We start from the raw sequence: 24446 nt of genomic DNA on the forward strand, positions 1-24446 counted from the left end.
CTTCATTGGCCGTCCTCCTCGATCGCGGCTTCGAGCACGGCGCAGCGGGCGATTTCGGCCAGGGCGCACAAGGGAATGGAAATCCAGGTGGGGCGGTGGCCGGCTTCGTAGCGGACCTCGTAGGCAGCCTTGCGCAGCTCCGCCAGGCGCAGCAGGTCGCGCTCGCGCTGCGGGTCCGTTTCCGGCAGTCCGGCGGCGTCGCGGTAGCCCGCCAGGAAGGCCTGGGCCGCCACGCGCCGGAAAGTCTGCAGCAGCGCTTCGCGATGTTCGTGGCTGGTGTTGCCGGCGCGGCCCTCGGGATCCGATGCGCCCGCCGCGAAATCCGTGGGCGCGCCGCCCAGCGGGTCGGCGCGCGCCAGCGTGGCGGCAAGGTAATCGAACGAGCGCAGCATGCCCGCCACGTCCTGGTAGGCGCAGGCGCGGGGCTGCAGCACGTCCGACCCGGAAGCCGGCTCGCCTTCGAAGTCGATGAGGTAGGCGTCGGCATGCGCCACGAGCACCTGTCCCAGGTGGAAGTCGCCGTGCACGCGCATCAGCGGCAGGCCGGCCAGTCCGCGCGCCAGCTTCTGCAGCGTGGCGGCGACCCGGTCACGGTGCTCGTGCAGCCACTGCACGCAGGCGCGCGATGGGGTCTCCAGATCCGCCACGTGGTCCCGCAGCGCTTCCAGCGCGCGGTCGTACTCTTCCAGCGCTTCGTCGGCGGCCTGCATGGCGTCGTCTTCGGTGGCCGTCACGGGCTGGAACGCTTCCGGCGCATCCGGGCGTGCCAGCACTGCATGCAGCTCGCCCAGGCGCTTGCCGATGGTGCCCGCCATGGCCGCATAGCCCGCGAGGGTCTGCTCGAACTCCTCCGGCGCCGTGCCTGCCAGCGTGGCGTTGTCCAGCGCGCGCTTGAGGAAGTCCAGGCTCCAGCGCCAGGCGTCGCCTTCGTTGATCAGGTAGCGATGCATCAGCGCCACCGTGCGCGGCGGCTGCCCGGGTTCGACGCGCCGCACTTCGCCCAGCAGGGCGGGGGTGTTGGCGTAGCCGCAGCGGGTGAGGTGGCGGCACATGGCTGCCTCGGGGCTGCCCGCCGGCGGCACGGTGCGCAGCAGCTTGAGGACGCCTTGTCCGCCTACGACCACCGAGCTGTTGGACTGCTCCGCGGTGACCCATGAGAGCTCAGGCTCATCGTCCAGTTCCAGCTCCGCCAGGCCCGGCTCGGGCAGGAATTCGAGCGTCGCGCCGTCGGCGCCCTCGGCGGGCAGTTCGGCGCCGGCGCGCAGCAGCGCCACCAGGCGCCGCACGAACGCCGGTTCGTACATGGCGTCGCACAGCGTGCCCATCTGTGCCACGCGCCGCACCTTGGCCAGCGGATGGCGCGGCGCCTCCAGCCACGCCACGGCCAGCGGCAGGGTATAGCGGCGCGGCGCGCCTTCGAGCTCGACCTCGGCCAGCCACATGTCCCCGGCTTCGGCTCCCAGGGACTGGACCCGGGCCAGCCGGGCCGCGCCGGCAGCCTGCTGCCCGGCCCAGCGCTGGCGCGCCAGATAGGCCGGCAGCACTTCCTGCTCCAGGGTGCGCCGCGAGGGATCGGTGAAGCCCAGGCCCTTGCCGCGCAACACCAGGGTAGGAAACTCCGCCGGGGCATGCTCGGGCGGCAGGGTCTGCCAGGCAGGCGGCGAGACGTCCTCGCGCAGGTCCATCCAGTAGAAGCCGTAGGGCGGCAGGGACAGCGGGTAGGGCCCCTCGGTGATCACCGGGAAGGGCGTGCCGCCCAGCATCTCCAGCGGCGTGCGGCCCACGAATTCCTGCAGGCGCAGCTCCAGCGGCTGCGCCGCGCTGGACAGGTTGGCCACGCAGAGGATGGCGCAGCCCTCCCATTCGCGCAGGTAGGCCAGGATCTTGCGGTTGCCGGGATAGAGGAAGCGCAGCGTGCCGCGCCCGAATGCCTGCGTCTGGCGCCGCGTGGCCAGCATGCGGCGCGTCCAGTTGAGCAGCGAGTGCGGATCGCGCTGCTGCGCCTCGACGTTGACGCTCTCGTAGCCGTACAGCGGCCCCATCAGCAGCGGCAGGGTCAGCCGCTCCGGGTCGGCGCGCGAGAAGCCGCCGTTGCGGTCGGAAGACCACTGCATGGGCGTGCGCACGCCGTCGCGGTCGCCCAGGTAGAGGTTGTCTCCCATGCCGATCTCGTCGCCGTAGTAGAGCACCGGCGTGCCGGGCATGGACAGCAGCAGGCTGTTCATGAGCTCGACCCGCCGCCTGTCGCGCTCCAGCAGCGGGGCCAGGCGGCGGCGTATGCCGAGGTTGATGCGGGCGCGCGGGTCGGCGGCATAGATGTTCCAGAGATAGTCGCGCTCTTCGCTGGTCACCATCTCCAGCGTGAGTTCGTCGTGGTTGCGCAGGAAGATGGCCCACTGGCAGTTGGACGGGATGTCCGGCGTCTGGCGGATGATGTCGGTGATGGGAAAGCGGTCTTCCTGGGCGATGGCCATGTACATGCGCGGCATCAGCGGGAAGTGGAAGGCCATGTGGCATTCGTCGCCGTCGCCGAAGTACTCCTTGGCGTCCTCCGGCCACTGGTTGGCCTCGGCCAGCAGCATGCGCCCGGGGTATTCCGAGTCGATGACGGCGCGGATGCGCTTGAGCACGTCGTGCGTCTCGGGCAGGTTCTCGTTGTTGGTGCCTTCGCGCTCCACCAGGTAGGGCACGGCATCCAGGCGCAGGCCGTCCACGCCCATGTCCAGCCAGTAGCGCATCGCGCCCAGGACCTCCCTGAGCACCTGCGGGTTGTCGTAGTTCAGGTCGGGCTGGTGCGCGTAGAACCGGTGCCAGTAATAGGCCTGCGCCACGGGATCCCAGGTCCAGTTGGATTTCTCGGTGTCGCAGAAGATGATGCGCGTGCCGGCGTAGGCCTTGTCGTCGTCCGACCACACGTAGTAGCGCCGCGCCGCCGAGCCGGGGCGCGCGTTGCGGGCGCGCTGGAACCAGGGATGCTGATCGGACGTGTGGTTCACCACCAGTTCGGTGATCACCTTGAGGCCGCGGGCGTGGGCCGCGCGGATGAAGCGGCGCGCGTCCGACAGGTTGCCGTAGTCGGGATGCACGCCGCGGTATTCGGCGATGTCGTAGCCGTCGTCGCGGCGCGGCGAGGGATAGAACGGCAGCAGCCACACCACCGTCACGCCGAGTTCGGCGATGTAGTCCAGCTTCTCGATGAGGCCCTGGAAATCGCCCACGCCGTTGCCGTCGGCGTCATAGAACGACTTGATGTGGAGCTGGTAGATGACCGCGTCCTTGTACCAGAGGTCCTGGGCGGAGTCGGCCGCGGTGCGGGTGGCTGCAGTCATGCGTTCGTCTCCTGCGGTCTGTCCGGCTGCTGCAGGCGCCATACCCGGTAGGGCTGGTCCAGCGACAGGTGGACGGGCAGCCGGTGGCCCGGCCAGTCGTGGCGGCCGCCGTCGACCAGGTCCAGCGTGGCGGCAGGCACGTCGCCCGGCAGCTCCAGCACGGCATGCTGCGCGTGGTGCGGGTCCAGGTTGATGGCCACCAGCACGCTGCTGCCGCCTCCCGGCGCGCTCTTGAGGAAGCTCAGCACGTGGGGATTGGCGTTGTGCACGCTGCGGTAGCCCCGCACCGACCACAGCGCAGGCTGGGCCCGCCGCATGGCGTTCAGGCGCGCGATGTGGTCCTTGATGTGGCCCGGGGCGTTCCAGTCGCGCGTGCGCAGCTGGTATTTCTCCGAATCCAGGTATTCCTCCTTGCCCGGCACCGGCGCGCCCTCGCACAGCTCGAACCCGCTGTACATGCCCCACAATCCCGAGCCCAGCGCGGCCAGGGCGGCGCGCGCCAGGAAGGCGGCGCGTCCGCCGGTCTGCAGGTAGTAGGGGTTGATGTCGGGCGTATTGACGAAGAAATTCGGCCGGAAGAAGCTCGCCACGGGTTCGCCCGACAGCTCCTCCAGGTAGGCGGCGATCTCGTGTTTCTCGTTGCGCCAGGTGAAGTAGGTGTAGGACTGCGTGAAGCCGATCTTGGCCAGCCTGTACATCATCGCGGGGCGGGTGAAGGCCTCCGACAGGAAGATCGCGTCGGGGTGGCGGGCGCGCACGTCGGCGATCAGCCACTGCCAGAAAGGCAGCGGCTTGGTGTGGGGGTTGTCCACCCGGAAGATGCGCACGCCCTGTTCGATCCAGAACAGCACGATGTCGCGCAATGCGCGCCACAGGGGCAGGTTGCGGTGGCGCCGCGCATTGGCCGCGTAGAAGCTCACGTTGACGATGTCCTCGTACTTCTTGGGCGGGTTCTCGGCGTAGCGGATGCTGCCGTCGGCGCGGCGCGTGAACCATTCCGGCCGCTCGCGCAGCCAGGGGTGGTCGGGAGAGCACTGGATGGCGAAGTCCAGCGCGATCTCCAGCCCCTGCGCAGCGGCCTCCCGCACCAGGCGCAGGAAGTCTTCCAGCGTGCCCAGCTCGGGATGGATCGCGTCGTGGCCGCCTTCCGGGCTGCCGATGGCATACGGGCTGCCCGGGTCGTCGGGCCCCGCGTGCAGGCTGTTGTTGGGGCCCTTGCGGTGCGTGCGGCCTATCGGGTGGATGGGCGGAAAGTAAAGCACGTCGAAGCCCATCGCCCGCACGTCCGCCAGCCGGGCCTCGACGTCGCGGAAGGTGCCATGGCGTCCGGGCTCAGGCGACTGCGAACGCGGGAACAGCTCGTACCAGCTGGCGAAGGCGGCGGCGCGGCGGTCGACCCACAACGGGTAGGGGTCCGGCGTGGTGTAGAGATGCGGCCGGTCGGCCAGCAGCGCCACGGCCTCGGCGAGCCGGTCGTCCAGCAGTTCTCGCACGGCCTCGCCGGCCGGGGGGGACGTGTCTTCGAAGCGCCGCAACAGCGCCTCGACCCTGTGCCGCGCCGGCTCATCGTCTTCGCGCCTGGCGGCCAGGGCGGCCCGGAGCCGTTGCAGCCCCTCCTGCACGTCCAGCTCCACCGGCTGCCCGGCAGCATGCTTCTTGCGCAGCGCCTCGCGGTAGCTTTCCCAGTCGTCCAGCCAGGCCTGCAGTCGGAACAGGTGGGGGCCCACGCGAGCCGGCACGAAACCGGCTTCCCAGCGGTCGTTGCCCAGGAAGCGCATGGGCACGCTTTCCCAGGCCGACGCGTCGGCAGCGCGCCATTGCAGCTGCGCGGCCAGCAAGTCGTGGCCGTCCATGAAGATGTCGGCGCGCACGGTGACGTGCTCGCCCACGGCGGCCTTGGGCGCCAGCCGGCCGCACTCGAGCACGGGCGTCACGCGCTCGACGGCGATGCGCGAGGATTGCCGCACGTCGGCCCGTGGCGCCGGGGCCGAAACCCAGGCGCGCGATCCGGGCGGGCCGGATGAAAACAGGCGAAAGCCCGCCGGGGGCAGGGGATGGCGCAACTGCACCGCGCCCTTGCCGGGGTCGGGCGGCATGAGCGCATGCGTGGCGGCCCAGTCGGTGCGCGCGACAGCCGTGTCCGCCGGGTTCACCAGCAGCACATGGAAGGTCGACCCGGCCTCGGAAGCGGCGGCCGCGGCGCGCGCAAGCACGGTGCAGAAGCCGGCATCGCCGGCGATGACCTGCGGCGCGCCGAAGCAGGGATTGGCAGCCTGCCAGCGCACGGCTGCCCCCGCCAGCTCCCATTGCGTCTCGTCGCGCGGGGCGGCCAGCAGGCCATCGCCGCACAACGCGGCGGTCCAGACCGCGCGGCCGTAGCGGCCTTGCGGCCCGGGGCGGACGGGGGTGTCGGGCATGGCGAGCACGGCAGGGGCCACGGCGCGCAGGCGCCCGTACTCTTCGGCCAGCCATTCGGCGCGGAAGTCCCACCAGGGCACCGATGAAAAAACGGCGTCGAACCCGGCGGGCTGCAGCGCCTGCAGCTGCGCGGGGCCGAGTCCCGGCGTGTCGGCCAGGAAGCATGCGTCGGGGAATTCGGCGCGCAGTGGCTCCAGCAGCCGCTGCCAGTCCGCGGAGGCCAGCGCCTGGGGCGCCATGCAGCGCACCACCCGCAGGCCGCTGCGCAGCCAGTTCCCCAGGCGTTCCTGCCACGCCTGGAAGAACGCGGGCGGCAGGGAGTCGCCGCGCAAGCGCAGCGTGTACCAGTCGGCCACGGCACGCCGCGGGTCGCGGGCCGGCGGATCGGGCTCGTCGCGATAGGCGCCGGGAATGCGGGTGCCTTCCACCGCATCGGCGGCAATGCGCTCGAGCTGCAGGTCCATGCCGAGCAGCAGTCCATGGCGCGCGGCCTCGTCCGCCATGTCGCGCAGCGCGTCGGTCACGGGGCGCCCCGCGGCCGCATAAGCCGGGTCGCACATGTCCGCATCGGCGGGCGCGTCGACGGGCGCGCCGGCCGACAGGCGCCACAATGGCGGGGTCATCAACGTGCCGAAGCCGGCTGCCCCGGCGCGCCGGCACAGTTCGCGCCACGCGCCGGCCCCCAGGTCCGAGGGGCGGGCGTGGCAGATCTGCAGGGACGTGGCGCCCTTGCGGGCGTCGCCATGGTCGGGGCGGCTCACCGCGGCCCCCGTCATGCCGTGGCGTGCAGGGCCGCAGGCTGCAGGTCCGCTGCCGGACGCGAAGCCGGGCGCACGCGGGTGGCCGGCACGCGCTCGGCCGACGGCCACGAGGCCAGGCTCTCGTACAGTTCCTGGTAGTGCCGCACGGACGTACGCCAGCTGAAATCGCCCGTCATGCCGTTGCGCTGCAGCGTCCGCCAGCGCTGCGGCGTGCGGAACAGCGCCACCGCGCGCGCAATGGCGTCGATCATGGCCTGCGGGCTGTCGCCGTCGAACAGGATGCCGTTGGCGGTATCGATGCCGGCCACGTCGCCGGGGTCGCGGATCGTGTCGGCCATGCCGCCGACCCGCGAGCCGACCGGGACGGAGCCGTAGCGCATGGCATACAGCGGCGTAAGCCCGAAAGGCTCGAAGCGGCTGCCGTGCAGCAGCATGTCCGAGCCGGCATGCAGGCGGTGCGCCGTGGCTTCGTCGTAGCCGATGCGCACCGCGCAGCGTCCGGGAAAATTGCGCGCCACCTCGCGCAGCGCGCGTTCCAGCCTCGGATCCCCGCGGCCCAGCACCACCACCTGCAGGTCCGGATGCGCCTGCAGGACTTCCGGCAGCGCGGCCACGGCCACGTCGGCCATCTTCTGTTCCGTGAGGCGGCTGCCCATGGCGAGCACCGGGCCGTCGAGCGCATCCGCCAGGCCGAAGTCGCGGCGCAGGGCCGTCTTGCAGCGGCGCTTGTTGCGCAGGTTGGCGGCGCTGTAGCGATGCCGGCCCAGGGCGGGGTCGTGCTCCGGGTTCCACAGCGTGTCGTCGATGCCGTTGGGAACCGCGTGCAGGTCGGCTTCCCGGCTGCGCAGCAGGGCGTCCAGGCCGCAGCCGAAGCGCGGCGTGAGGATCTCGCGCGCGTAGGTTTCGCTGACGGTGGTGATGCGGTCCGCGTGGAGTATGCCCGCCTTCATGAAGCTGAGACGGTCGCCGCTGGCAACGCCGTCCGGCCCGCAATAATCGGCCGGCACGCCCAGCTCGCGGGCCAGTCCGAGGGGGAATTGCCCCTGGAAGGCCAGGTTGTGGATGGTGTAGACCGTCTTCACATAGCGCAGGCCCACCGCACGCACCAGCAGCGGCACCAGCCCTGCATGCCAGTCGTGCGCGTGCACCACGTCGGGCCTGCGTTCGCCAGGCAGCCCCAGGCAGATGCGCACGGCGGCATGGGCCAGCGCGGCATAGCGCCAGGCGTTGTCGGGATAGTCCTGCCCCTCGTCGTCCACATACAGGCCCGGCCGGTCGTAGAGCGTGTCGTTGCTCAGCGCCAGGATGTCCAGTCCGGTCTCGGGGCAGGTGCCGCGATACAGCAGCGATTCGCCGCCGGGCAGGCCGGAGAGCCGCGCCACCAGCCTGGGCTCGACCAGGCGTTCGAGCAGGCCGCGATAGGCGGGCAGCAGCACGTCCACCCCGGTCCCGCTGCGGCGCAGCGCCGTGGCCATGCCGGTCACGGCGTCGCCCAGGCCCCCGGATTTGGCCAGCGGGTAGGCTTCGGATACCACCATCAGCGTATGTACGGTCACCATGAGTTCTGTCCTCTCGTGTGGGGGCCTTGATCTGGCGAGAAAGGCGGGAAGGTCGTCCCCCTCCCGCAAGCGCCGTGCCCGGGCAGCACGGCCGCGCCGACGCGGCCGGCCAGGCCGGCATACCGTATCCGCCTGCGTAATGAATGCACTGCCTGGTGCGGGATGGGGCGGCATCTGTTTCTCGCCGATGCGAAAGGCGATATGGACGTTTCAATGCTGTATGGACGGCCAGCCTTGCCACCACGCGCCGATGCGTGCGGCGCGGGGGAGAAGGCAGCCGGAAAGCGGCCGCACAAGGCGCTGCGCTGCACCGGTCCGGCGCACCGATGGCGCGATGCAGCATCGGGCATGCGAAAACCCGGTTTGTTGCCATTTGTGACGCGACATCACCAGACCGCTGCACGCTGCGCCGTTGCTGCATGCGTTTGTAATTTTGGATGCGATCCGCTGCAGAATTGGGCAGGGCCCGTCCCGTCTTCGTGGGCACGCCGGTTGCGGCGCTGCGACCCGTTCCAGCACGACGGAGGAAGCGGATGACGATGCGCGACGAGACGGCGATGCGCGACGCCGGGGAAGCCCGGGCCTACTACCGGGGCGCGGCGGCACGGGCCGTGGAGCTGGTCATGCCCATGCTCGAGGCGGCCATGCGGGATACCCGGATCGGCGAAAGCGGGTTCCTGCACGTGGTGGTGATGGATCCCCTGGCCAGGCCGGGCGGCTGCCGATTCGAGGAGGCGGTGCTGTACGAAGCCAGCGTGGGCGACCGCGCGGCCTGGGACGCCGACTATGCCGCCTACGCGCGCGACAAGGCAGAACTCAGCTGGCGCACGGGCCTGGACGGCCATGCCGTCTGCAGCACGCATGCCCATCTGCTGCAGCCCGGCGATGCTGGGCTGTGGGGCAGCGTGTGCCGGGACGGTCTGGTGGTGGGCGTGAGCGGAGTGCAGCCCTGGTACGACGAGGCCTTTGCCGGCATGGTGGCGTGCGCCTTCAAGGCGGTGCTGAAGGATTACCGCTTGCGCCCCGGCGGGGCGGGGTGACGCAAGGCCATGCCTGGCACAGCTGCCCGTGGGGGCGCGCGCCGCGAGGTCATGCGCACGCTGGGGGCGGCGCTCTGGCGCAACCGCGGCAGGGCGGCGGCGGCCATGCTGCTGCTCGTGGTGGCCAAGCTGCTCATGGTGGCAGTGCCGGCGGCGCTCAAGCGCATCGTCGATGTGCTGGGCACGCCCGCCGGCGCGGCTGCCGTGCCGGTGTTCCTGCTGCTGGGCTATGCGGCGCTGCGCTTTGCCGGCGGCCTGTTCACCGAGCTGCGCGACCTGGTCTTCGTGCGGGTCGCGCAGACCACCGTGGCGGACTTCACGCTGCGCGTGTTCGACCACATCCAGCGGCTGGGCGCACGCTTCCATGGTTCACGGCAGACCGGCGCGCTCGCGCGCGACATCGAGCGCGGCACTGTCGGCGTGGGCTACCTCATCGGCCCCGCGCTCTTCACGCTGCTGCCGACCCTGGTCGAGATCGTGTCGGTGGTCGTCATCCTGGTGCTGGGCTACAGCCAGGGATACGCGCTCATCGTCGGCGTGACCTTCGCCGCGTATTTCACCTATACCTACGTCCTCACGGAGCGCCGCGCCATCCTGCAGCGCGAGCTGAACGACCTCGATTCGCGTGCAGGCGGACGCATCGTCGACAGCCTGCTCAACTACGAAGCCGTCAAGGTGCATGCCAACGAGTCGATGGAGGCCCGGCGCGTGGGCAGCGTACTGGAGGAATGGATAGACGTGGGCGTGCTCAACCAGCGCTCGCTGTCGCGGCTGCACATCGGCCAGAGCGCCATCATCGCGGGCGGGGTGGCGCTGGTGATGCTGCTGGCGGGCCAGCAGGTGGCCCAGCGCGAACTCACCGTGGGCGACCTGGTGCTGATCAACGCCTACATGATCCAGATATGCCTGCCGCTGAACACGCTGGGGCTGATCTTCCGCCAGGCCAAGGATGCGCTGATCAATGCGGAGCGGGTGTGTGAACTGCTGCTGCAGCCGCCCGAGGCAGGCAGCGAGCCGGGGCTGCCGGACCTGCAGGTGCGGGGCGGGGAGATACGCTTCGAGAACGTCAGCTTCGGCTATGACCCTGCGCGCAACGTGCTCTGGGACGTGAGCTTCACCGTGCCCGCGGGCGCCACCGTGGCCATCGTCGGCGGCAGCGGCTCGGGAAAATCCACGGTGGGACGCCTGCTGTTCCGCTTCTACGATCCCACCGCCGGCCGGGTGCTGATCGACGGGCAGGACCTGCGCAGCGTGAACCGGGCCAGCCTGCGGCGCGCGCTGGGCATCGTGCCGCAGGACACGCAGCTCTTCAACGACAGCATTGCCTACAACATTGCCTACGGCCAGCCCGACGCCGACCTCGACGCCGTGCGCGAGGCCGCGCAGGGCGCGCGGGTGCACGATTTCATCGCGGCCCTGCCGGCCGGTTACGACACGCCGGTGGGCGAGCGCGGCGTGAAGCTCTCAGGCGGAGAGCGCCAGCGCATCGCCATCGCGCGGGCGCTGCTGAAGAACCCGCCCATCATGGTGTTCGACGAGGCCACGTCGGCGCTGGACACGCGCACCGAGCGCGCCATCCAGGGAGAGCTCGACCGCATCGCGCAGAACCGCAGCACGCTGATCATCGCCCACCGCCTTTCCACCATCATCGACGCCGACCAGATCCTGGTGCTGGACCATGGCCGCATCGTGGAGTCCGGCACCCACGCCTCGCTGCTGGAGGCCGGCGGCATGTACGCGCAGATGTGGGCCCTGCAGCGCCAGCAGAATGCGCTGGAGGACGCCGTCGGCGCGCCCAGCCGCCAGCCCGTGAACCTGGCCACGCTGCTGGCGGGCGTGCTGGACGCGCTGCGCGGACCCAGCGAGGCCAAGGGCGTGAGCGTGTATGCCGCCATCGATCCGGAGGCCGCGCGCATCACCGGCGATCCGAGCCTGCTGCAGCAGCTGCTCTGGGACCTGTGCGCGCATGCCGTTGCGGTCACGCCGGGCCCGGGCCGCATCGCGCTCAGGCTGCAGCGCCACGATGCGATGGCGCGGCTGGTGGTCACCGACGGGCGCGCCGAGGGGGCAGCCGCCGTGGCGCATGCCTATCTCGACGAGATCCCCGAGAGCCTGCGAGAGGCGGCGGCGCTCTCGCCGGACGAGGTTGCGGTGCGCGCGCAGCGCGTGGGCGGCACCGCCACGGAACTGCGCGAGCCCGGCGGCGAATGCAGCTACCAGCTGGATTTCCCGCTGCGCGCGCTCGACGACGTGCGCCGGCCCGAGGACAACCGCGGCGAGCTGGACCTGCGCGGCGCCGCGGTGCTGGTGGTGGACGACCAGGAAGAGGCAAGGGAAATGATCGCCGCCGTGCTGGCCGAGCATGGCGCTTCGCCGATGTCGTATGCCGACGCGGCAGGCGCGCTGCAGGCACTGCATGCGCGGGAGCCGGGCCAGTGGCCGCGGGCCATGGTGTGCGACCTGTCCCTGGGAGGCGACACCGACGGCTTCGAACTGATGCGCCAGATCCGGGCCCTCGAAGCCGAGCGCGGCGTGCCCCTGGCGCGGCGCATGCCGGCGATCGCGCTGTCGGGACATGCCTCGGGCTCGGAACGGCTGCGCGCGCTGCTGGCGGGCTTCCAGGTGCACCTGGCCAAGCCTGCCGACACGCGCGAACTCGTCGGCACGGTGCACGCCCTGGCGTTGCCGGAGCGCCCCCCGGGCGACGATGCGCCGGCGCAACGCGACGCTTGACAAGCCGAGAGCCGCTTCTGCGTCGTTCTTACGCCGCCGTGTAAGAAGTGCTTCGATATACCGCTGCAGGCCGGACGCGGTCCGGTGGGCACGGCTCTTGCGCCATAGGGCGTGATCCGGCCCTGGCGGCGCGGGCTGCCCGCCGTGAGGGTCTTCGTCTTCTTACCGATGGAGCCAATCATGAAACGCATCGCGATCGTGAGCGAGCATGCTTCCCCGCTGGCGCAGCCAGGCAGTATCGACAGCGGAGGGCAGAACGTCTATGTGGCCAACGTGGCCCGCCAGCTGGCAGCGGCCGGCTGCGAGGTCGACGTCTATACCCGCCGGGACGACCCGGCCCAGCCTTCCACGGTGCCGTGGGCGCCGGGCGTGAACGTGATCCACGTGCCGGCGGGACCGGCGCGTTACCTGCCCAAGGAACAGCTGCTGTCGCACATGGAGGCCTTCGGCTGGTACCTGTCGCGCCGCATGGCCGGCATGGCCCGGCCCTACGACGTGATCCACGCCAATTTCTTCATGTCGGCGCTCGCTGCGCTGCCGGCATCGCGGCGGCACGGCGTGCCGCTGGTGGTGACGTTCCATGCGCTGGGGCGGGTGCGCCGCCTGCACCAGCGCGAGGACGACGGATTTCCCGACGAACGCTTCGCCATCGAGGACGAGGTGGTCAGGCACGCCGACCTGATCGTGGCCGAATGCCCGCAGGACAGGCAGGACCTGCTGGAGCTGTACGGCGCCGACCCGGGCCGCATCGCCATCGTGCCGTGCGGCTTCGATCCCGCCGAACTGGCGCCGGTCGATCGCGGCCGGGCGCGCGAAGCGCTGGGCTGGCCCGACGACGTGTTCCATATCCTCCAGCTTGGCCGGCTCGTGCCGCGCAAGGGCGTGGACAACGTGATCCGCGCGCTGGCCCGGCTGCGCCAGCACCACGGCATCGCGGCCAGGCTGTGCGTGGTGGGCGGCAACGCCACCGAACCCTGCGAGCGGCGCACGCCGGAGCTGGCGCGCCTGCGCGCCATCGCGCGCGAAGAAGGCGTGTTCGAGCACGTGACCTTCACCGGGCGCCGCGACCGCAACGAACTGAGCCCGTACTACGCCGCGAGCGACGTGTTCGTGACCACGCCGTGGTACGAGCCGTTCGGCATCACGCCGGTGGAGGCCATGGCCTGCGGACGGCCCGTGGTGGGCGCGGATACCGGCGGCATACGCAGCACGGTGGTGCATGGCCAGACGGGTTTCCTGGTGCCGCCGCGCGATCCCAATGCCCTGGCCGGCCGCCTGGCGGCCCTGGCGCGCGATCCGGAACTGGGCCGGCGCATGGGCGAAGCGGGCAGGCGCCGCGTGCACCGCCTCTATACCTGGGAGAAGGTGGGGCAGGCCCTGCTCGATGCCTATGGCCGCGTGGCGCGCGGCGGCGCCGTGGCCCACCCCGTCTACGCCATTGCCAACTGACATTGCCAACCGAGGGAGTTCCGATATGCAGCAGAACATGATGGAAACGCTGTCAGGCCGCGTGGTGCTGGTCACCGGAGGCGCCAGCGGCCTGGGCACGGCCATCTGCGAGATGCTGGCCGGCGAGGGCGCCGGCGTGGTGGTCGCGGACCTGAAGGCCGACCGGGCCCGGGACGTGGCGCAGTCGCTCAAGTCCCAGGGTGCCGACGCCATGGCGGTGCCCATGGACGTCGGTTCCGCCGACGACATCCGCGCAGCGCTGGAGGCCACGCGCCAGCATTTCGGCAAGCTCGACGCGGTGGTCAACAACGCCGGCGTGGACGTGACTGCCTCGATCGACGAGCTGTCGGTGGAGGATTGGGAGCGCGTGCTGCGCACCAACCTGACCGGGCCGTTCCTGATGGCGAAGCTGGCCAAGCAGGAACTCTCGCCCGGCGGCTACATCGTGAACATCGCATCCACCGCGGCGCGGCGGGCCTGGCCCAACGCCAGCGCCTACCATGCAAGCAAGTGGGGCCTGCTCGGGCTGTCGAATGCGCTGCATGCCGAGCTGCGCGCGGCCGGGCTGAAGGTCTGCGCCGTGCTGGCAGGGGGCATGCGCACGCCGTTCCTGCTGGACCGCTTCCCCGACATCGACACCGGCTGCCTGCAGGATCCGGCCAACGTGGCGCGCGCGGTGCGTTTCGTGCTCACGCAGCCGGCGGAGACCGTGGTGCCCGAAGTGATGGTGCTGCCGATGCGGGAGACGTCATGGCCCTGAGGCCCGCGGTATTCCTGGACAAGGACGGCACCCTGCTGGTCGACGAACCCTACAACGTGGACCCGGCACGCATGCATTTCGCGCCCGGCGCCTATGCCGGCCTGTGCCGGCTCGGCGCCGCCGGCGTGCCGCTGATCGTCGTCAGCAACCAGCCGGGCGTGGCGCTGGGCCGGTTTCGCGAGACGGCGCTGCAGGCGGTGAAGCTGCGCCTGGCCGCGATGTTCCGCGCCGCCGGCGCCCGGCTCGCCGACTTCTACTACTGCCCCCATGCGCCCGGCGGAGACGGCTGCGCCTGCCGCAAGCCCGCGCCCGGCCTGCTGCAGCGGGCCGCGGCGGACCACGGCGTGGACCTGGCGCGGTCCTGGATGGTGGGCGACATCCTCGACGACGTCGAGGCCGGCAACCGCGCCGGCTGCCGCAGCGTGCTGCTCGACGTGGGCAACGAAACCGTATGGCGGCCCGGCCCCATGCGCCATCCCACCCTGCGCGTCCCCGACCTCGCCGCCGCCGCCCGCCTCATCGTCCCCGCCCTCCGGGGCTCATTGCCGGAGGCAGCATGAGCCCGCAGAACCGCTTCAAGGGCGAATTCCCCCTCGGGGGGACGGCGCGCAGCGCCAAGGGGGCGCCATGAGCCCGCAGAACCGCTTCAAGGGCGAATTCCCCCTCGGGGGGACGGCGCGCAGCGCCAAGGGGGCGCCATGAGCCCGCAGAACCGCTTCAAGGGCGAATTCCCCCTCGGGGGGACGGCGCGTAGCGCCAAGGGGGCGCCATGAGCTTTTTCAAGAGCGAACACGCCGCCTGGCGGGATGCGCGGCGCATACTCTGCGTCCGGCTCGACGGGATGGGCGACCTGCTGATGTCCACGCCGGCGATCCGCGCGTTGAAGCAGAGCGGGCCGCAGCGCACCATAGCCCTGCTGACGTCGTCCGCCGGCGCGGCGGTGGCGCCTTACATCCCGGAAATCGACACCGTGCTGCGCTACGACTGCGCCTGGGTGCGCAATGGCGCCACGGGCAATCATGCCGACCTGGAGGCGCTGGACCGCATACGCGAGTTCCGCCCGGACGCGGCGGTGATCTTCACGGTGTATAGCCAGAGCCCGCTGCCGGCGGCGCTGCTCTGCCACCTGGCGGGCGTGCCGCGGGTGCTCGCGCATTGCCGCGAGAACCCCTATCGGCTGATCAGCGACTGGCAGCGCGAAACGGACAGCACCGAAGGCTCGCGCCACGAGGTGCAGCGCCAGCTGGATCTGGTGGCTGCCGTGGGCGCGCAGGCCGAGGACACACGGTTGTCGTTCCGCGTGCCGGAAGCCGGCCGGCGTGCCTTGCGCGCCCGCCTGCGCACCTATGGCGTGGCAGAGAACGAAGCATGGATCGCGGTGCACGGCGGCGCCACGGCGGCGTCGCGGCGCTACCCGGGGCCGCTGCTGGCCCAGGCCATCGAAGCCTTGCACGGGGAGGGCCTGCGCGTGCTGCTGCTGGGCCGGCCCGAGGACGACGACCTGGGCCCGGAGCTGGCCGCGCGCCGCGCGCGCATGCCCGGGCTGGTCGACCTCTCCGGGCAGCTGGGGCTGGGCGAACTGGGCGCGGCGATCGAAGGCGCGGCGGTGCTGGTATGCAACAACAGCGGGCCGGCGCACATCGGCGCCGCGCTGGGCGTGCCGGTGGCGGACCTGTACGCGCTCACCAATCCCCAGCATGCGCCCTGGCAGACGCCGCATCGCCTGCTCTACCACGATGTGCCGTGCCGCAACTGCTATCGCAGCAGCTGTCCGGAAGGGCATCACGCCTGCCTGGCCGAGGTGCCGCCGGAGGCGGTGGTGCAGGCCGCCCGCGAACTGCTGGCGCAGGCGCGCGGGCGTCACGGACTGCGCGCCGCCGCATAGGCGGCGCATCGCGGCAGCCCGCATGGGCCATTTCACATAGCGAGGGAGACAGACATGTATACCTTGGGCATCAACGCGGCGTTCCACGATTGTTCGGCAGCGCTGGTCCGCGACGGCGTCGTGCTGGCTGCCGCAGAAGAGGAGCGCTTCACGCGCATCAAGCACGGCAAGCGGCCCGTGCCGTTCACGGCCTGGCAGCTGCCCCACCACGCCATCGACTACTGCCTGCGCGAGGCCGGCATCGGCCTGGGCGACGTGGACCACATCGCCTACGCCTTCGATCCTTCGCGTCTGCAGGTGCCGGGCGTGCAAGGGGACAGCATCTCGCTGCCGCTGGAGCCGTCGCGCGCCGGGCAGGCCGAGGGCCAGGGCACGCCCTGGGATGCGCTGTTCCTGTCGTACATCATCAATGCGCCGAGGCAGCTGCGCGACGGCGCGCCGCACCACCTGTCGGCGCGTTTCGCCGCCGTGGACCTGGCGCAGATCCAGGAGCGCTGGACCTACGTGGAGCATCACCTGGCGCACGAGGCCAGCGCCTACCTCGCGAGCCCCTACGATGATTGCGCCGTGCTCACGCTGGACGGCCGCGGGGAAGCGGCCACCACCAGCTACGGCCATTATCGCGACGGCCGCTACACGCGCATCAAGCAGGTCTGCCTGCCGCACTCCCTCGGGCTGCTCTACGAAGACGTGACGGCGTACCTGGGCTTTCTGCGCTCGTCCGACGAATACAAGGTGATGGCGTTGGCTTCGTATGGCGAGCCGCGGCATCGCGATGCCTTCCGCGAGATCGTGCGGCTGGACGAGGAGGGCGGCTATGCGCTGGCGCCGGCACGCCTGGTGGAGCGCTTCGGGCCGGCGCGCTCGCGCGGCGCGCCGTTCGAGCCGCGCCACCAGGACATCGCCCGTTCGCTGCAGTACGTGCTGGAGGAAACCGTGCTGCACATGGCCGACTGGCTGCACCGGCAGACGGGTGCGCGGCACCTCTGCATGGCGGGCGGGGTGGCGCTGAACTGCGTGATGAATGCCCGGCTGGCCAAGGACGGCCCCTACGACGACGTATGGGTGCAGCCGGCCGCCGGCGATGCCGGCACCGCGCTGGGCGCCGCGCTCTATGTGGACGATGCCAGACGGCAGGGCGGCCGCGCCTGGCGCATGGAGCACGCCTACCTGGGCCCGTCCTACGACGATGACGAGATCGAGACTTTCCTCAAGATGTCGCGGGTGCCGTACCGGCGCCTCGACGACGTGGCCGCCGCGGCCGCCAGCCTGCTGGCACAGGACAAGATCCTGGGCTGGTTCCAGGGGCGCATGGAATTCGGGCCGCGCGCGCTGGGCGCGCGCTCCATCCTCGCTTCGCCGCTGGATGCCGCCATGCAGCAGCGCCTCAACGGCCTGAAAGACCGCGAGGACTTCCGGCCGGTGGCGCCGGTCGTGATGGAAGAGCGGGCCCATGAGTGGTTCGACGCGCGCGGCAAGCCCGGCATCAGGGCGCCTTACATGCTGTTCGTGTACGACGTGCTGCCGGAGCGCGCCGCGCGCATACCGGCCGTGCGCCACGTCGACGGCACGGCGCGCGTGCAGACGGTCAGGCGGGAGCAGAATCCGCGCTACTACGACACGCTCGCTGCCTTCGAGCTGCTGACCGGCGTGCCGGTGCTGGTGAACACCTCGTTCAACACCCGCGGCGAACCGGTGGTATGCACGCCGCGCGACGCGCTGGAATGCTTCTGGACGTCGCCCCTGGATGCGCTGGTGATCGGCAGCTACCTGGTGGAGAAGCCGCAATGAGCATGGGCGGGCAGGCCATCCTGATGTCGGTGGTGGTGCCGACCTACCGCCGTCCCGCGCTGCTGGCGCGCTGCCTGGAGGCGCTCATGGCGCAGGATTTCCCGGCGTCGGCCTACGAAGTGCTGGTCTGCGACGACGAGCCCGGCGCGGCCACCCGGAACACGGTTGCCTCGTTCGCGGAGGCGGCGGGCCCGGAGGGGCCGGCGGTGCGCTACCTGCCCATTGCCGACACGCAGGGCCCGGCGGCGGCGCGCAACGCCGGCTGGCGCGCCGCGCGCGGCAGCATCATCGCATTCACCGATGACGACACGCTGCCGGCGCCGGACTGGCTGGCCCAGGGCCTGCTTGCCATGGGGCCCGACGTGGACGCGGTGGCCGGCGGCATCGACATGCCGCTGCCCGAGCGGCCCACCGATTACGAACGCGACGCGAGCGGCCTTGCGCGCGCGGAATTCGCGACGGCGAACTGCTTCGTGCGGCGGGCGGCGCTGCAGGCGGTGGGCGGTTTCGACGAGCGCTTCGAGATCGCCTGGCGCGAGGATTCCGACCTGCACTTCACGCTGCTGGAGCGCGGCATGCGGGTGGAATCCGCGCCGGCCGCGCGCGTCTGCCATCCGATCCGGCCCGCGCCTTTCGGCGTGAGCCTGCGCATGCAGCGCAAAGTCATGTACGACACGCTGCTCTATGCCAAGCATCCGCAGCTCTATCGCGCCCGCGTGCGCCGGCATCCGCCCTGGTTCTATCTTTCCGCCAGCGCTTTGCTGCTTGCCGCGCTGGCCGCGGCGCTGGCGGGCGCGTGGCGGGTGGCCGCAGTGTGCGCCCTGGGCTGGCTGGGGCTCACGGCCTGGTTCTTCGGCAAGCGGCTGCGCGGACTGTCCCGCGCGCCGGCCCACGTGCTCGAGCTGGCGCTCACCTCGGCGGCGATCCCGGTGCTCTCGGTGGGCTGGCGCATGGTGGGCCTGTTCCGCTATGGCTGGAGGTTCCCATGATGCCGTGGCCTGCCGATGCACCGCGCCGCGTGGCGGTGTTCCGCGCGCTGCAGCTGGGCGACATGCTGTGCGCCGTCCCGGCGCTGCGGGCCCTGCGCCGTGCATGGCCGCATGCCCATGTCACCCTGATCGGGCTGGGCGACGGCGGGGAATTCAGGCGGCGCTACGCGCGCTATATCGATGACTGGATGTCTTTTCCGGGGCTTTCCGCATTTCCGGAACAGCCGCCCGACGAGGCCGCGCTGCCCGCGTTCTACGCGCAGGCCCGTGCCCGCCGCTTCGACCTGGCCTTGCAGATGCACGGCAGCGGCGCCCAGTCCAACGCGGTGGTGCGGGAGCTGGGCGCGCGCCGCTGGGCCGGATTCGTGCCGGACCCCGCCATGGCGCAGGCGGGACGATTCCTGCCCTGGCCGGACGATCTGCCCGAGCCGTTGCGCTATCTGGCGCTGCTGCGCCATCTCGGCATCGGCGATGCCGGCACGCAGCTGGAGCTGCCGCTGCAGGCCGCCGACCACGAGGCCGCCAGCCAGCTGTTCCTGGCTGCCGGGCTGGAGCCCGCTCGTACGATCGTGGTGCACCCCGGGGCGCGGCTGGCGTCGCGACGCTGGCCCGCCGAGCGGTTCGGGGCGGTGGCCGCCAGCCTGCTGCGCGACGGCTGGCAGGTGGCGCTGACGGGCACGTCCGACGAGGCGCCCATCCGGCGCCAGGTGCTGGAGGGCGGCGCGGCCGGCGCCACCGACCTGGGCGGGCGCACGACGCTGGGCAGCCTGGCTGCGCTGCTGTCGCGTTGCCGGCTGGCGGTCTGCAACGATACCGGCATCTCGCACGTCTGTGCGGCCGTGGGCGCGCCCAGCGTGGTGGTGGCCTCGGGCAGCGACGTGCGGCGCTGGGCCCCCCTGGATGCCCGGCGCCACACCGTGCTGTGGGCCGACGCGCCGTGCCGGCCGTGCAGCCATGACGTCTGTCCGGTGGGCCACCGCTGCGCGCTGGACGTGCCGGCGCAGCGGGTGCTGGCGACGATACGCGAACGACTGGAGGAGGTGGCATGAGCGCCGAGACGCACCGATTGAGGATCCTCACGTGGCACGTGCACGGCAATTACCTGTATTCGCTGTCGCACGTCCGGCACGAATTCCTGGTGCCGGTAACGGATCCGCCGCGGCCGGGCTATGCGCCGCTGGGCACGCGCATACCCTGGCCGGCCAACATACGCGAGATCCCGGCGGAGCGCGTGCGCGACACACAGTTCGACTGCGTGCTGTACCAGTCGGCGCAGAACCTCGAGGACGCCGACGCGCTGCTCACGGACGCGCAGCGCGCGCTGCCCTGCGCCTTCCTGGAGCACAATCCGCCGCTGCCGCATCCCACCGACACGGTGCATCCGTTCCACCATCCGCGCGGCGTGCTGGTCCACGTGACGGGCTACAACGCCGAGATGTGGGACCGCTCCGGCGTGCCGGCGCGCCTCATCGAGCATGGCGTGCCGGTGCCTCAGGGCGTGGCGTACAGCGGCGAGCTGGCCCGCGGCATCGTCGTGATCAACCACCTGGAGCGGCGCGGCCGGCGCATGGGAGCAGACCTTTATGCCGAGATGGCGCGCAGCGTGCCGCTGGACCTGATCGGCATGGATTCGGAGCGCAGCGGGGGGCTGGGCGAAGTGCCCAACATGGAGGTTGCGGCCTTCATGGCGCGCTACCGCTTCTACTTCAGCCCGATACGCTACACCAGCCTGGGGCTGTCGCTGATCGAGGCCATGCTCTGCGGCGTGCCCGTCGTGGGCTATGCCGCGGGAGAGCTGCCCTGCGTCATCACCGACGGGCTCGACGGCTACGTCGACACGCGGGTCGACAGGCTGCGCGAAGCGGCCCTGCACCTGTGCGAGCAACCGGACGAGGCGGCGCGGGTGGGCGCCGCCGGGCGGGAAATGGCGCGCCGGCGCTTCGCCATGGACCGCTTCGTGTCCGACTGGCTGGACCTGTTCCGCACTCTGGGAGTCCAACGATGAATGCGAACACCGAAACCCAAGGCCGGCGCGTGCTGGTGACCGGCGGCGCCGGCTTCCTCGGCTCGCACCTGTGCGCCAGGCTGCTGGCGCAGGGCGACACCGTGCTGTGCCTGGACAACCTGCAGACGGGCGACCTGCGCAACGTGGCCCCGCTGCAGGGCCATCCCCGGTTCACGCTGCTGCGCCAGGACGTCACCGAGCCGCTGGATACGCGCGTCGACCGCATCTACAACCTGGCCTGCCCGGCCTCGCCGGTGCATTACCAGGCCGACGCCATCGGCACCACACGCACCTGTGTGCTGGGCGCGCTGCGGGTGCTGGAGCTGGCCCAGCGCTGCCGCGCCCGCGTGCTGCAGGCCTCCACCAGCGAGGTCTACGGCGATCCGCTGGAACATCCGCAGCGCGAGCAGTACCGCGGCAACGTCAATCCGGTGGGGCCGCGCGCCTGCTATGACGAAGGCAAGCGCTGCGCCGAGACGCTGTTCTCGCTGTACGACCGGGCCGGCGTGTCGGTGCGGATCGCGCGCATCTTCAACACCTACGGCCCCCACATGGCGCCCAACGACGGGCGGGTGGTGTCGAACTTCATCGTCCAGGCATTGCGCGGCGAGCCGCTCACGGTCTACGGCGATGGCCGGCAGACGCGGTCGTTCTGTTATGTGGATGATCTCATCGAGGGGCTGGTGCGGCTGATGGAGAGCCCGCACGAGCACGCGGGCCCGGTGAACCTGGGCAATCCGCAGGAGATGACCATGCTGGAGATCGCCGAACGCGTGGCCGAGGCCGTGGGGCAGCCGCCGCGCATCGTGTTCCGGCCCCTGCCCGGAGAGGATCCCACGCGCAGGCGCCCCGACATCGCGCTGGCGCGGCGCCTGCTGGGCTGGGAGCCGCGCGTGGACGCCGCGGAAGGCCTACCGCGCACCGTAGCCTATTTCGCGGAACGCTTCGGGCGGAAGGGCGGCGCTCAGGACTTGCGCAGGACGCTGATCTCGCCCGTGGATTCCATATAGGCCATGCGCACGGTAGACAGGTCGGACACGCCCTTCAGGCGCAGTTCGGCCAGCAGCTCGTCGGTGGTGATGTACTCGCGCCGCAGGTTGCGCAGCTGGATCCTGCCATCCTTCACCAGGCATACGCGCTGCGGCGTGAGCATGTTGCCCAGCCTGGGGAACATGTAGCTGAGGCGGTCGATCAGGAACGTCCAGCCCACGATGGTCGCGACCAGCACCAGGCCATCCGAGATGGAGCTGGACTCTCCCGCCATGGCGTTCTGTGCCGCATCGGCAATCAGCACCAGCACCAGCATGTCGGCCACCCCCATGGAGCCGATGTCGCGCCGGCCCGCCACCCGCAGCAGCACGAAGATGAACCAGTAGACCGCGGTGCCCCGCAGGACGATCTCGATGGGGGAGAGGGTCAGGGCGAACATGCCCGACCAGTCAGGTAGCAGTGTCATGCCGTACTCCTTCTCGCAAGCGGCCGGGTCCTGCGGCCGTGCCGATCCCGGCAACCATTGTCATTCTTACCTGCTTGCTGCAAGGGGCTTCAGCCCGCGTCGCCGCCGTTGCGCGCGGGGTCGGGCGGCGTGCGGGCCAGGCCGGCCTCGTCTGCATCCACGGCCTCATCGGGAGCCACGTCCTGGCCCGACGCGCGGTCGCGCGGATTGACGGCGGGGCGCTCGCCCGTGCTTTGCGCATCGCTGTCGGTGTCCGCATCGCGCTGCGGCCGGTCGCTCGGGCCGTCGGAGCTGTCGCTGGGCCCCACGCGCGGGCGGCCCTGGTCGGCCCCCGCGGCATTCAGTTCGGATTCGAGAAATGGATTCATGGCAATACTCCATAGCCACACCGGCACCGCCGGCAACATCCCGCGGTCCGCAAATCGTGTGCCCGGCATGGCGCTTGCTGTACGCCCGTATCGCCACATTCGAAGTCGTAGATTCATGACGCAGGCTGAACCGTGGGTGATCATCTCGCCCCACTTCGACGATGCAGTGCTCAGCTGTGGCGCTCTGCTGTCTTCCCATCCCGGTTCCACCGTGCTTACCGTGTTCTCCGGCGTGCCGCATCCCGGCACGCCGTTGCCCGACTGGGACCGGCGCTGCGGGTTCGAGCGGGCCGACCAGGCCATGCTGGCGCGCGAGCGCGAAGACACGCTGGCGCTCGCGCTGCTGGGCGCCAAGGCGCTGCGCCTGGGATTGCTGGACCAGCAATACGCGGATCCGGACGGGCCCGACCGCCTGCCCGGAATGCTGGCGGGGGCCCTGGACCTGCTGCAGCCGCAGCGGGTCCTGACGCCGCTGGGGCTGTTCCACCAGGACCACGCGCGCGTTTCCGACGCCGTGGCCACCATCGGTCCGCTGCTGGAGTGCGAGTGGTACGCGTACGAAGAGGCGCTCTACCGCTGCAAGCCCGGGCTGGTGCAGCGGCGCCTGGCCGAACTGCGGCGGCGCGGCGTGCGCGCCACGCCCGCCGACCTGGGCCAGCCCGAGACGCCGCCGCCGATCAAGGCGCGGGCGGTGGCTGCTTATGCCAGCCAGCTGCGGGCGCTGGGGCTGGCGCCGGGCGAGGGCGACCCGGCCCGCGCCGAGCGCTATTGGCGGCTGGAATGGGTGTCGTGCCTGCAGGAGGTGGCATGAGCCCGCAGAACCGCTTCAAGGGCGAATTCCCCCTCGGGGGGACGGCGCGCAGCGCCAAGGGGGCGCCATGAGCCCGCAGAACCGCTTCAAGGGCGAATTCCCCCTCGGGGGGACGGCGCGCAGCGCCAAGGGGGTGGCATGAGCATGCCGATACCTTGCGACGCACGGGTCAGCGTCGTCGTGCTCACCTACAGCCGGCGCAGGGAAGTCCTGCGTACCGTGCAGCGCCTGTCGGCACAGTGTCCCGGTGCGCCGGTCATCGTGGTCGACAACGCCAGCCGCGACGGCACCGCCGAGGCGCTGGAGGCAGCTTTTCCCGGCATCACGGTGTTGCGCGCGCCGCGCAACCAGGGCGCGGCCGGCCGCAACCTGGGCTGCCAGGCCGCGCGCACCCCGTATGTGGCATTCTGCGACGACGACACCTGCTGGGAGCCCGGGGCGCTGGACCGCGCGGCCGATATCCTGGATGCCCATCCGCGCCTCGCCTTGCTGAGCGCGCGGATCCGCGTGGGCGACGAAGGGCGTCCCGACCCTGCCTGCGCCGTGATGGCGGCCAGCCCCTTGCCCGGCATCGCGGGCGTGGGCCCCGGCCTGGTTGGCTACATGGCGGGCGCCTGCGTCGTGCGCCGCGCCGCTTTCCTGGAGGTGGGCGGCTACTGGCGCCCCTTCTTCATCGGCGGCGAGGAAAGCCTGGTGGCGCTGGACCTGCTGCAGGCAGGGTGGCAGCTCGCTTATGCGCCCGACGTCGAGACCCGGCACTGGCCTTCGCGGGTGCGCGACGCGTCCGGGCGGCGCAGGCTGCTGGCGCGCAATGCCGTGTGGCTGGCCTGGCTGCGGCTGCCCCTGGGCCTGGCGTGGCGCGAGACGTGGACGGCGCTGCGGCAGCTGCCGAAGGGCACGGCGCGATGGCGGGTCGCAGGCGCGGTGCTGTCCGGCCTGCCCAGGGTCATGGCGCGGCGCCGGGTCCTCGCGCCGGAGGTGCTGGCCCGTTGGCGCGCGGTACGCAGCCAGCACCCTGCGGGGCAGGGCGCCGGACGGGAATCCGCTGCCGCGCACGGGACCGCCGCCCAGGGATGAGCGCCGGTCGGGACG

The 24446-nt window shown here is 71.3% G+C and carries 18 protein-coding genes; 13 read left to right on the forward strand and 5 right to left on the reverse strand.

Annotation, left to right across the window (positions count from 1 at the left end):
* Positions 1–2: 2 nt before the first annotated feature.
* The 3 genes from treS to glgA are packed head-to-tail and all read right to left on the reverse strand — an operon-like array spanning position 3 to position 8067.
* Positions 3–3329, reverse strand: coding sequence for a maltose alpha-D-glucosyltransferase (gene treS / locus ACYBYQ_RS09845; protein ID WP_459618561.1), 3327 nt, complete (start codon positions 3327–3329; stop codon positions 3–5).
* Positions 3326–6508: an alpha-1,4-glucan--maltose-1-phosphate maltosyltransferase gene (locus ACYBYQ_RS09850; RefSeq protein ID WP_459618562.1), complete on the reverse strand. Its 3183-nt coding sequence runs from the start codon at positions 6506–6508 to the stop codon at positions 3326–3328. The genes treS and ACYBYQ_RS09850 overlap by 4 nt, the downstream gene beginning before the upstream one ends.
* Positions 6509–6519: 11 nt before the next feature.
* On the reverse strand, positions 6520–8067 hold the full coding sequence (glgA, locus tag ACYBYQ_RS09855; protein WP_459618563.1) for a glycogen synthase GlgA: 1548 nt from the start codon (positions 8065–8067) through the stop codon (positions 6520–6522).
* 533 nt (positions 8068–8600) lie between these two features.
* On the opposite strand from glgA, the gene ACYBYQ_RS09860 reads away from it, so the two are divergent.
* The 11 genes from ACYBYQ_RS09860 to ACYBYQ_RS09910 all read left to right on the forward strand — a co-directional run bounded on the left by ACYBYQ_RS09860 (position 8601) and on the right by ACYBYQ_RS09910 (position 21729).
* Entirely contained in the window at positions 8601–9107 is a 507-nt protein-coding gene (locus ACYBYQ_RS09860) for a hypothetical protein (protein ID WP_459618564.1), read from the forward strand.
* A 9-nt stretch (positions 9108–9116) separates the two neighbouring features.
* Entirely contained in the window at positions 9117–11840 is a 2724-nt protein-coding gene (locus tag ACYBYQ_RS09865) for an ATP-binding cassette domain-containing protein (RefSeq protein ID WP_459618565.1), read from the forward strand.
* A gap of 180 nt (positions 11841–12020) precedes the next feature.
* Entirely contained in the window at positions 12021–13289 is a 1269-nt protein-coding gene (locus tag ACYBYQ_RS09870; RefSeq protein ID WP_459618566.1) for a glycosyltransferase family 4 protein, read from the forward strand.
* Between the two features lie 25 nt (positions 13290–13314).
* Positions 13315–14049, forward strand: a complete 735-nt coding sequence (locus tag ACYBYQ_RS09875; RefSeq protein WP_459618567.1) for an SDR family oxidoreductase — start codon at positions 13315–13317, stop codon at positions 14047–14049.
* Entirely contained in the window at positions 14040–14609 is a 570-nt protein-coding gene (locus ACYBYQ_RS09880) for a D-glycero-alpha-D-manno-heptose-1,7-bisphosphate 7-phosphatase (protein ID WP_459618568.1), read from the forward strand. Before ACYBYQ_RS09875 ends, ACYBYQ_RS09880 begins: the two co-directional genes overlap by 10 nt.
* A gap of 209 nt (positions 14610–14818) precedes the next feature.
* Entirely contained in the window at positions 14819–15934 is a 1116-nt protein-coding gene (locus ACYBYQ_RS09885) for a glycosyltransferase family 9 protein (RefSeq protein WP_459618569.1), read from the forward strand.
* A gap of 54 nt (positions 15935–15988) precedes the next feature.
* Positions 15989–17725, forward strand: coding sequence for a carbamoyltransferase family protein (locus ACYBYQ_RS09890; RefSeq protein ID WP_459618570.1), 1737 nt, complete (start codon positions 15989–15991; stop codon positions 17723–17725).
* Positions 17722–18714, forward strand: a complete 993-nt coding sequence (locus tag ACYBYQ_RS09895) for a glycosyltransferase family 2 protein (protein ID WP_459618571.1) — start codon at positions 17722–17724, stop codon at positions 18712–18714. Before ACYBYQ_RS09890 ends, ACYBYQ_RS09895 begins: the two co-directional genes overlap by 4 nt.
* Positions 18711–19763 (forward strand): glycosyltransferase family 9 protein, encoded by a 1053-nt coding sequence (locus tag ACYBYQ_RS09900; protein ID WP_459618572.1) that lies wholly within the window; start codon positions 18711–18713, stop codon positions 19761–19763. Before ACYBYQ_RS09895 ends, ACYBYQ_RS09900 begins: the two co-directional genes overlap by 4 nt.
* Entirely contained in the window at positions 19760–20719 is a 960-nt protein-coding gene (locus ACYBYQ_RS09905) for a glycosyltransferase (RefSeq protein WP_459618573.1), read from the forward strand. The genes ACYBYQ_RS09900 and ACYBYQ_RS09905 overlap by 4 nt, the downstream gene beginning before the upstream one ends.
* Positions 20716–21729, forward strand: a complete 1014-nt coding sequence (locus tag ACYBYQ_RS09910) for a UDP-glucuronic acid decarboxylase family protein (protein ID WP_459618574.1) — start codon at positions 20716–20718, stop codon at positions 21727–21729. Before ACYBYQ_RS09905 ends, ACYBYQ_RS09910 begins: the two co-directional genes overlap by 4 nt.
* Here ACYBYQ_RS09910 and ACYBYQ_RS09915 read toward each other — a convergent pair.
* Positions 21684–22175 carry a DUF421 domain-containing protein gene (locus ACYBYQ_RS09915; protein WP_459618575.1) on the reverse strand — a complete coding sequence of 164 codons (492 nt, stop codon included), beginning with the start codon at positions 22173–22175 and terminating at the stop codon, positions 21684–21686. The two genes, ACYBYQ_RS09910 and ACYBYQ_RS09915, sit on opposite strands and share 46 nt — an antisense overlap.
* An 89-nt stretch (positions 22176–22264) precedes the next feature.
* Positions 22265–22543: a hypothetical protein gene (locus tag ACYBYQ_RS09920; protein WP_459618576.1), complete on the reverse strand. Its 279-nt coding sequence runs from the start codon at positions 22541–22543 to the stop codon at positions 22265–22267.
* A gap of 115 nt (positions 22544–22658) precedes the next feature.
* Here ACYBYQ_RS09920 and ACYBYQ_RS09925 point away from each other — a divergent pair, with 115 nt between their 5' ends.
* Positions 22659–23354, forward strand: coding sequence for a PIG-L family deacetylase (locus ACYBYQ_RS09925; RefSeq protein ID WP_459618577.1), 696 nt, complete (start codon positions 22659–22661; stop codon positions 23352–23354).
* 138 nt (positions 23355–23492) lie between these two features.
* A complete protein-coding gene (locus tag ACYBYQ_RS09930; protein ID WP_459618578.1) occupies positions 23493–24431 on the forward strand; it encodes a glycosyltransferase family 2 protein in 939 nt (312 codons plus the stop codon).
* Positions 24432–24446 lie beyond the last annotated feature (15 nt).

The organism is Bordetella sp. 2513F2 (assembly GCF_054642735.1).

Coding starts and splice junctions, on each gene's coding strand:
- ACYBYQ_RS09885 (WP_459618569.1), top strand. CDS start 14,819: ATGAGCTTTTTCAAGAGCGAACACGCCGCCTGGCGGGATGCGCGGCGC.
- ACYBYQ_RS09915 (WP_459618575.1), bottom strand. CDS start 22,175: ATGACACTGCTACCTGACTGGTCGGGCATGTTCGCCCTGACCCTCTCC.
- ACYBYQ_RS09875 (WP_459618567.1), top strand. CDS start 13,315: ATGCAGCAGAACATGATGGAAACGCTGTCAGGCCGCGTGGTGCTGGTC.
- ACYBYQ_RS09925 (WP_459618577.1), top strand. CDS start 22,659: ATGACGCAGGCTGAACCGTGGGTGATCATCTCGCCCCACTTCGACGAT.
- ACYBYQ_RS09910 (WP_459618574.1), top strand. CDS start 20,716: ATGAATGCGAACACCGAAACCCAAGGCCGGCGCGTGCTGGTGACCGGC.
- ACYBYQ_RS09895 (WP_459618571.1), top strand. CDS start 17,722: ATGAGCATGGGCGGGCAGGCCATCCTGATGTCGGTGGTGGTGCCGACC.
- treS (WP_459618561.1), bottom strand. CDS start 3,329: ATGACTGCAGCCACCCGCACCGCGGCCGACTCCGCCCAGGACCTCTGG.
- ACYBYQ_RS09865 (WP_459618565.1), top strand. CDS start 9,117: ATGCCTGGCACAGCTGCCCGTGGGGGCGCGCGCCGCGAGGTCATGCGC.
- ACYBYQ_RS09905 (WP_459618573.1), top strand. CDS start 19,760: ATGAGCGCCGAGACGCACCGATTGAGGATCCTCACGTGGCACGTGCAC.
- ACYBYQ_RS09930 (WP_459618578.1), top strand. CDS start 23,493: ATGAGCATGCCGATACCTTGCGACGCACGGGTCAGCGTCGTCGTGCTC.
- ACYBYQ_RS09900 (WP_459618572.1), top strand. CDS start 18,711: ATGATGCCGTGGCCTGCCGATGCACCGCGCCGCGTGGCGGTGTTCCGC.
- glgA (WP_459618563.1), bottom strand. CDS start 8,067: ATGGTGACCGTACATACGCTGATGGTGGTATCCGAAGCCTACCCGCTG.
- ACYBYQ_RS09890 (WP_459618570.1), top strand. CDS start 15,989: ATGTATACCTTGGGCATCAACGCGGCGTTCCACGATTGTTCGGCAGCG.
- ACYBYQ_RS09920 (WP_459618576.1), bottom strand. CDS start 22,543: ATGAATCCATTTCTCGAATCCGAACTGAATGCCGCGGGGGCCGACCAG.
- ACYBYQ_RS09870 (WP_459618566.1), top strand. CDS start 12,021: ATGAAACGCATCGCGATCGTGAGCGAGCATGCTTCCCCGCTGGCGCAG.
- ACYBYQ_RS09880 (WP_459618568.1), top strand. CDS start 14,040: ATGGCCCTGAGGCCCGCGGTATTCCTGGACAAGGACGGCACCCTGCTG.
- ACYBYQ_RS09860 (WP_459618564.1), top strand. CDS start 8,601: ATGACGATGCGCGACGAGACGGCGATGCGCGACGCCGGGGAAGCCCGG.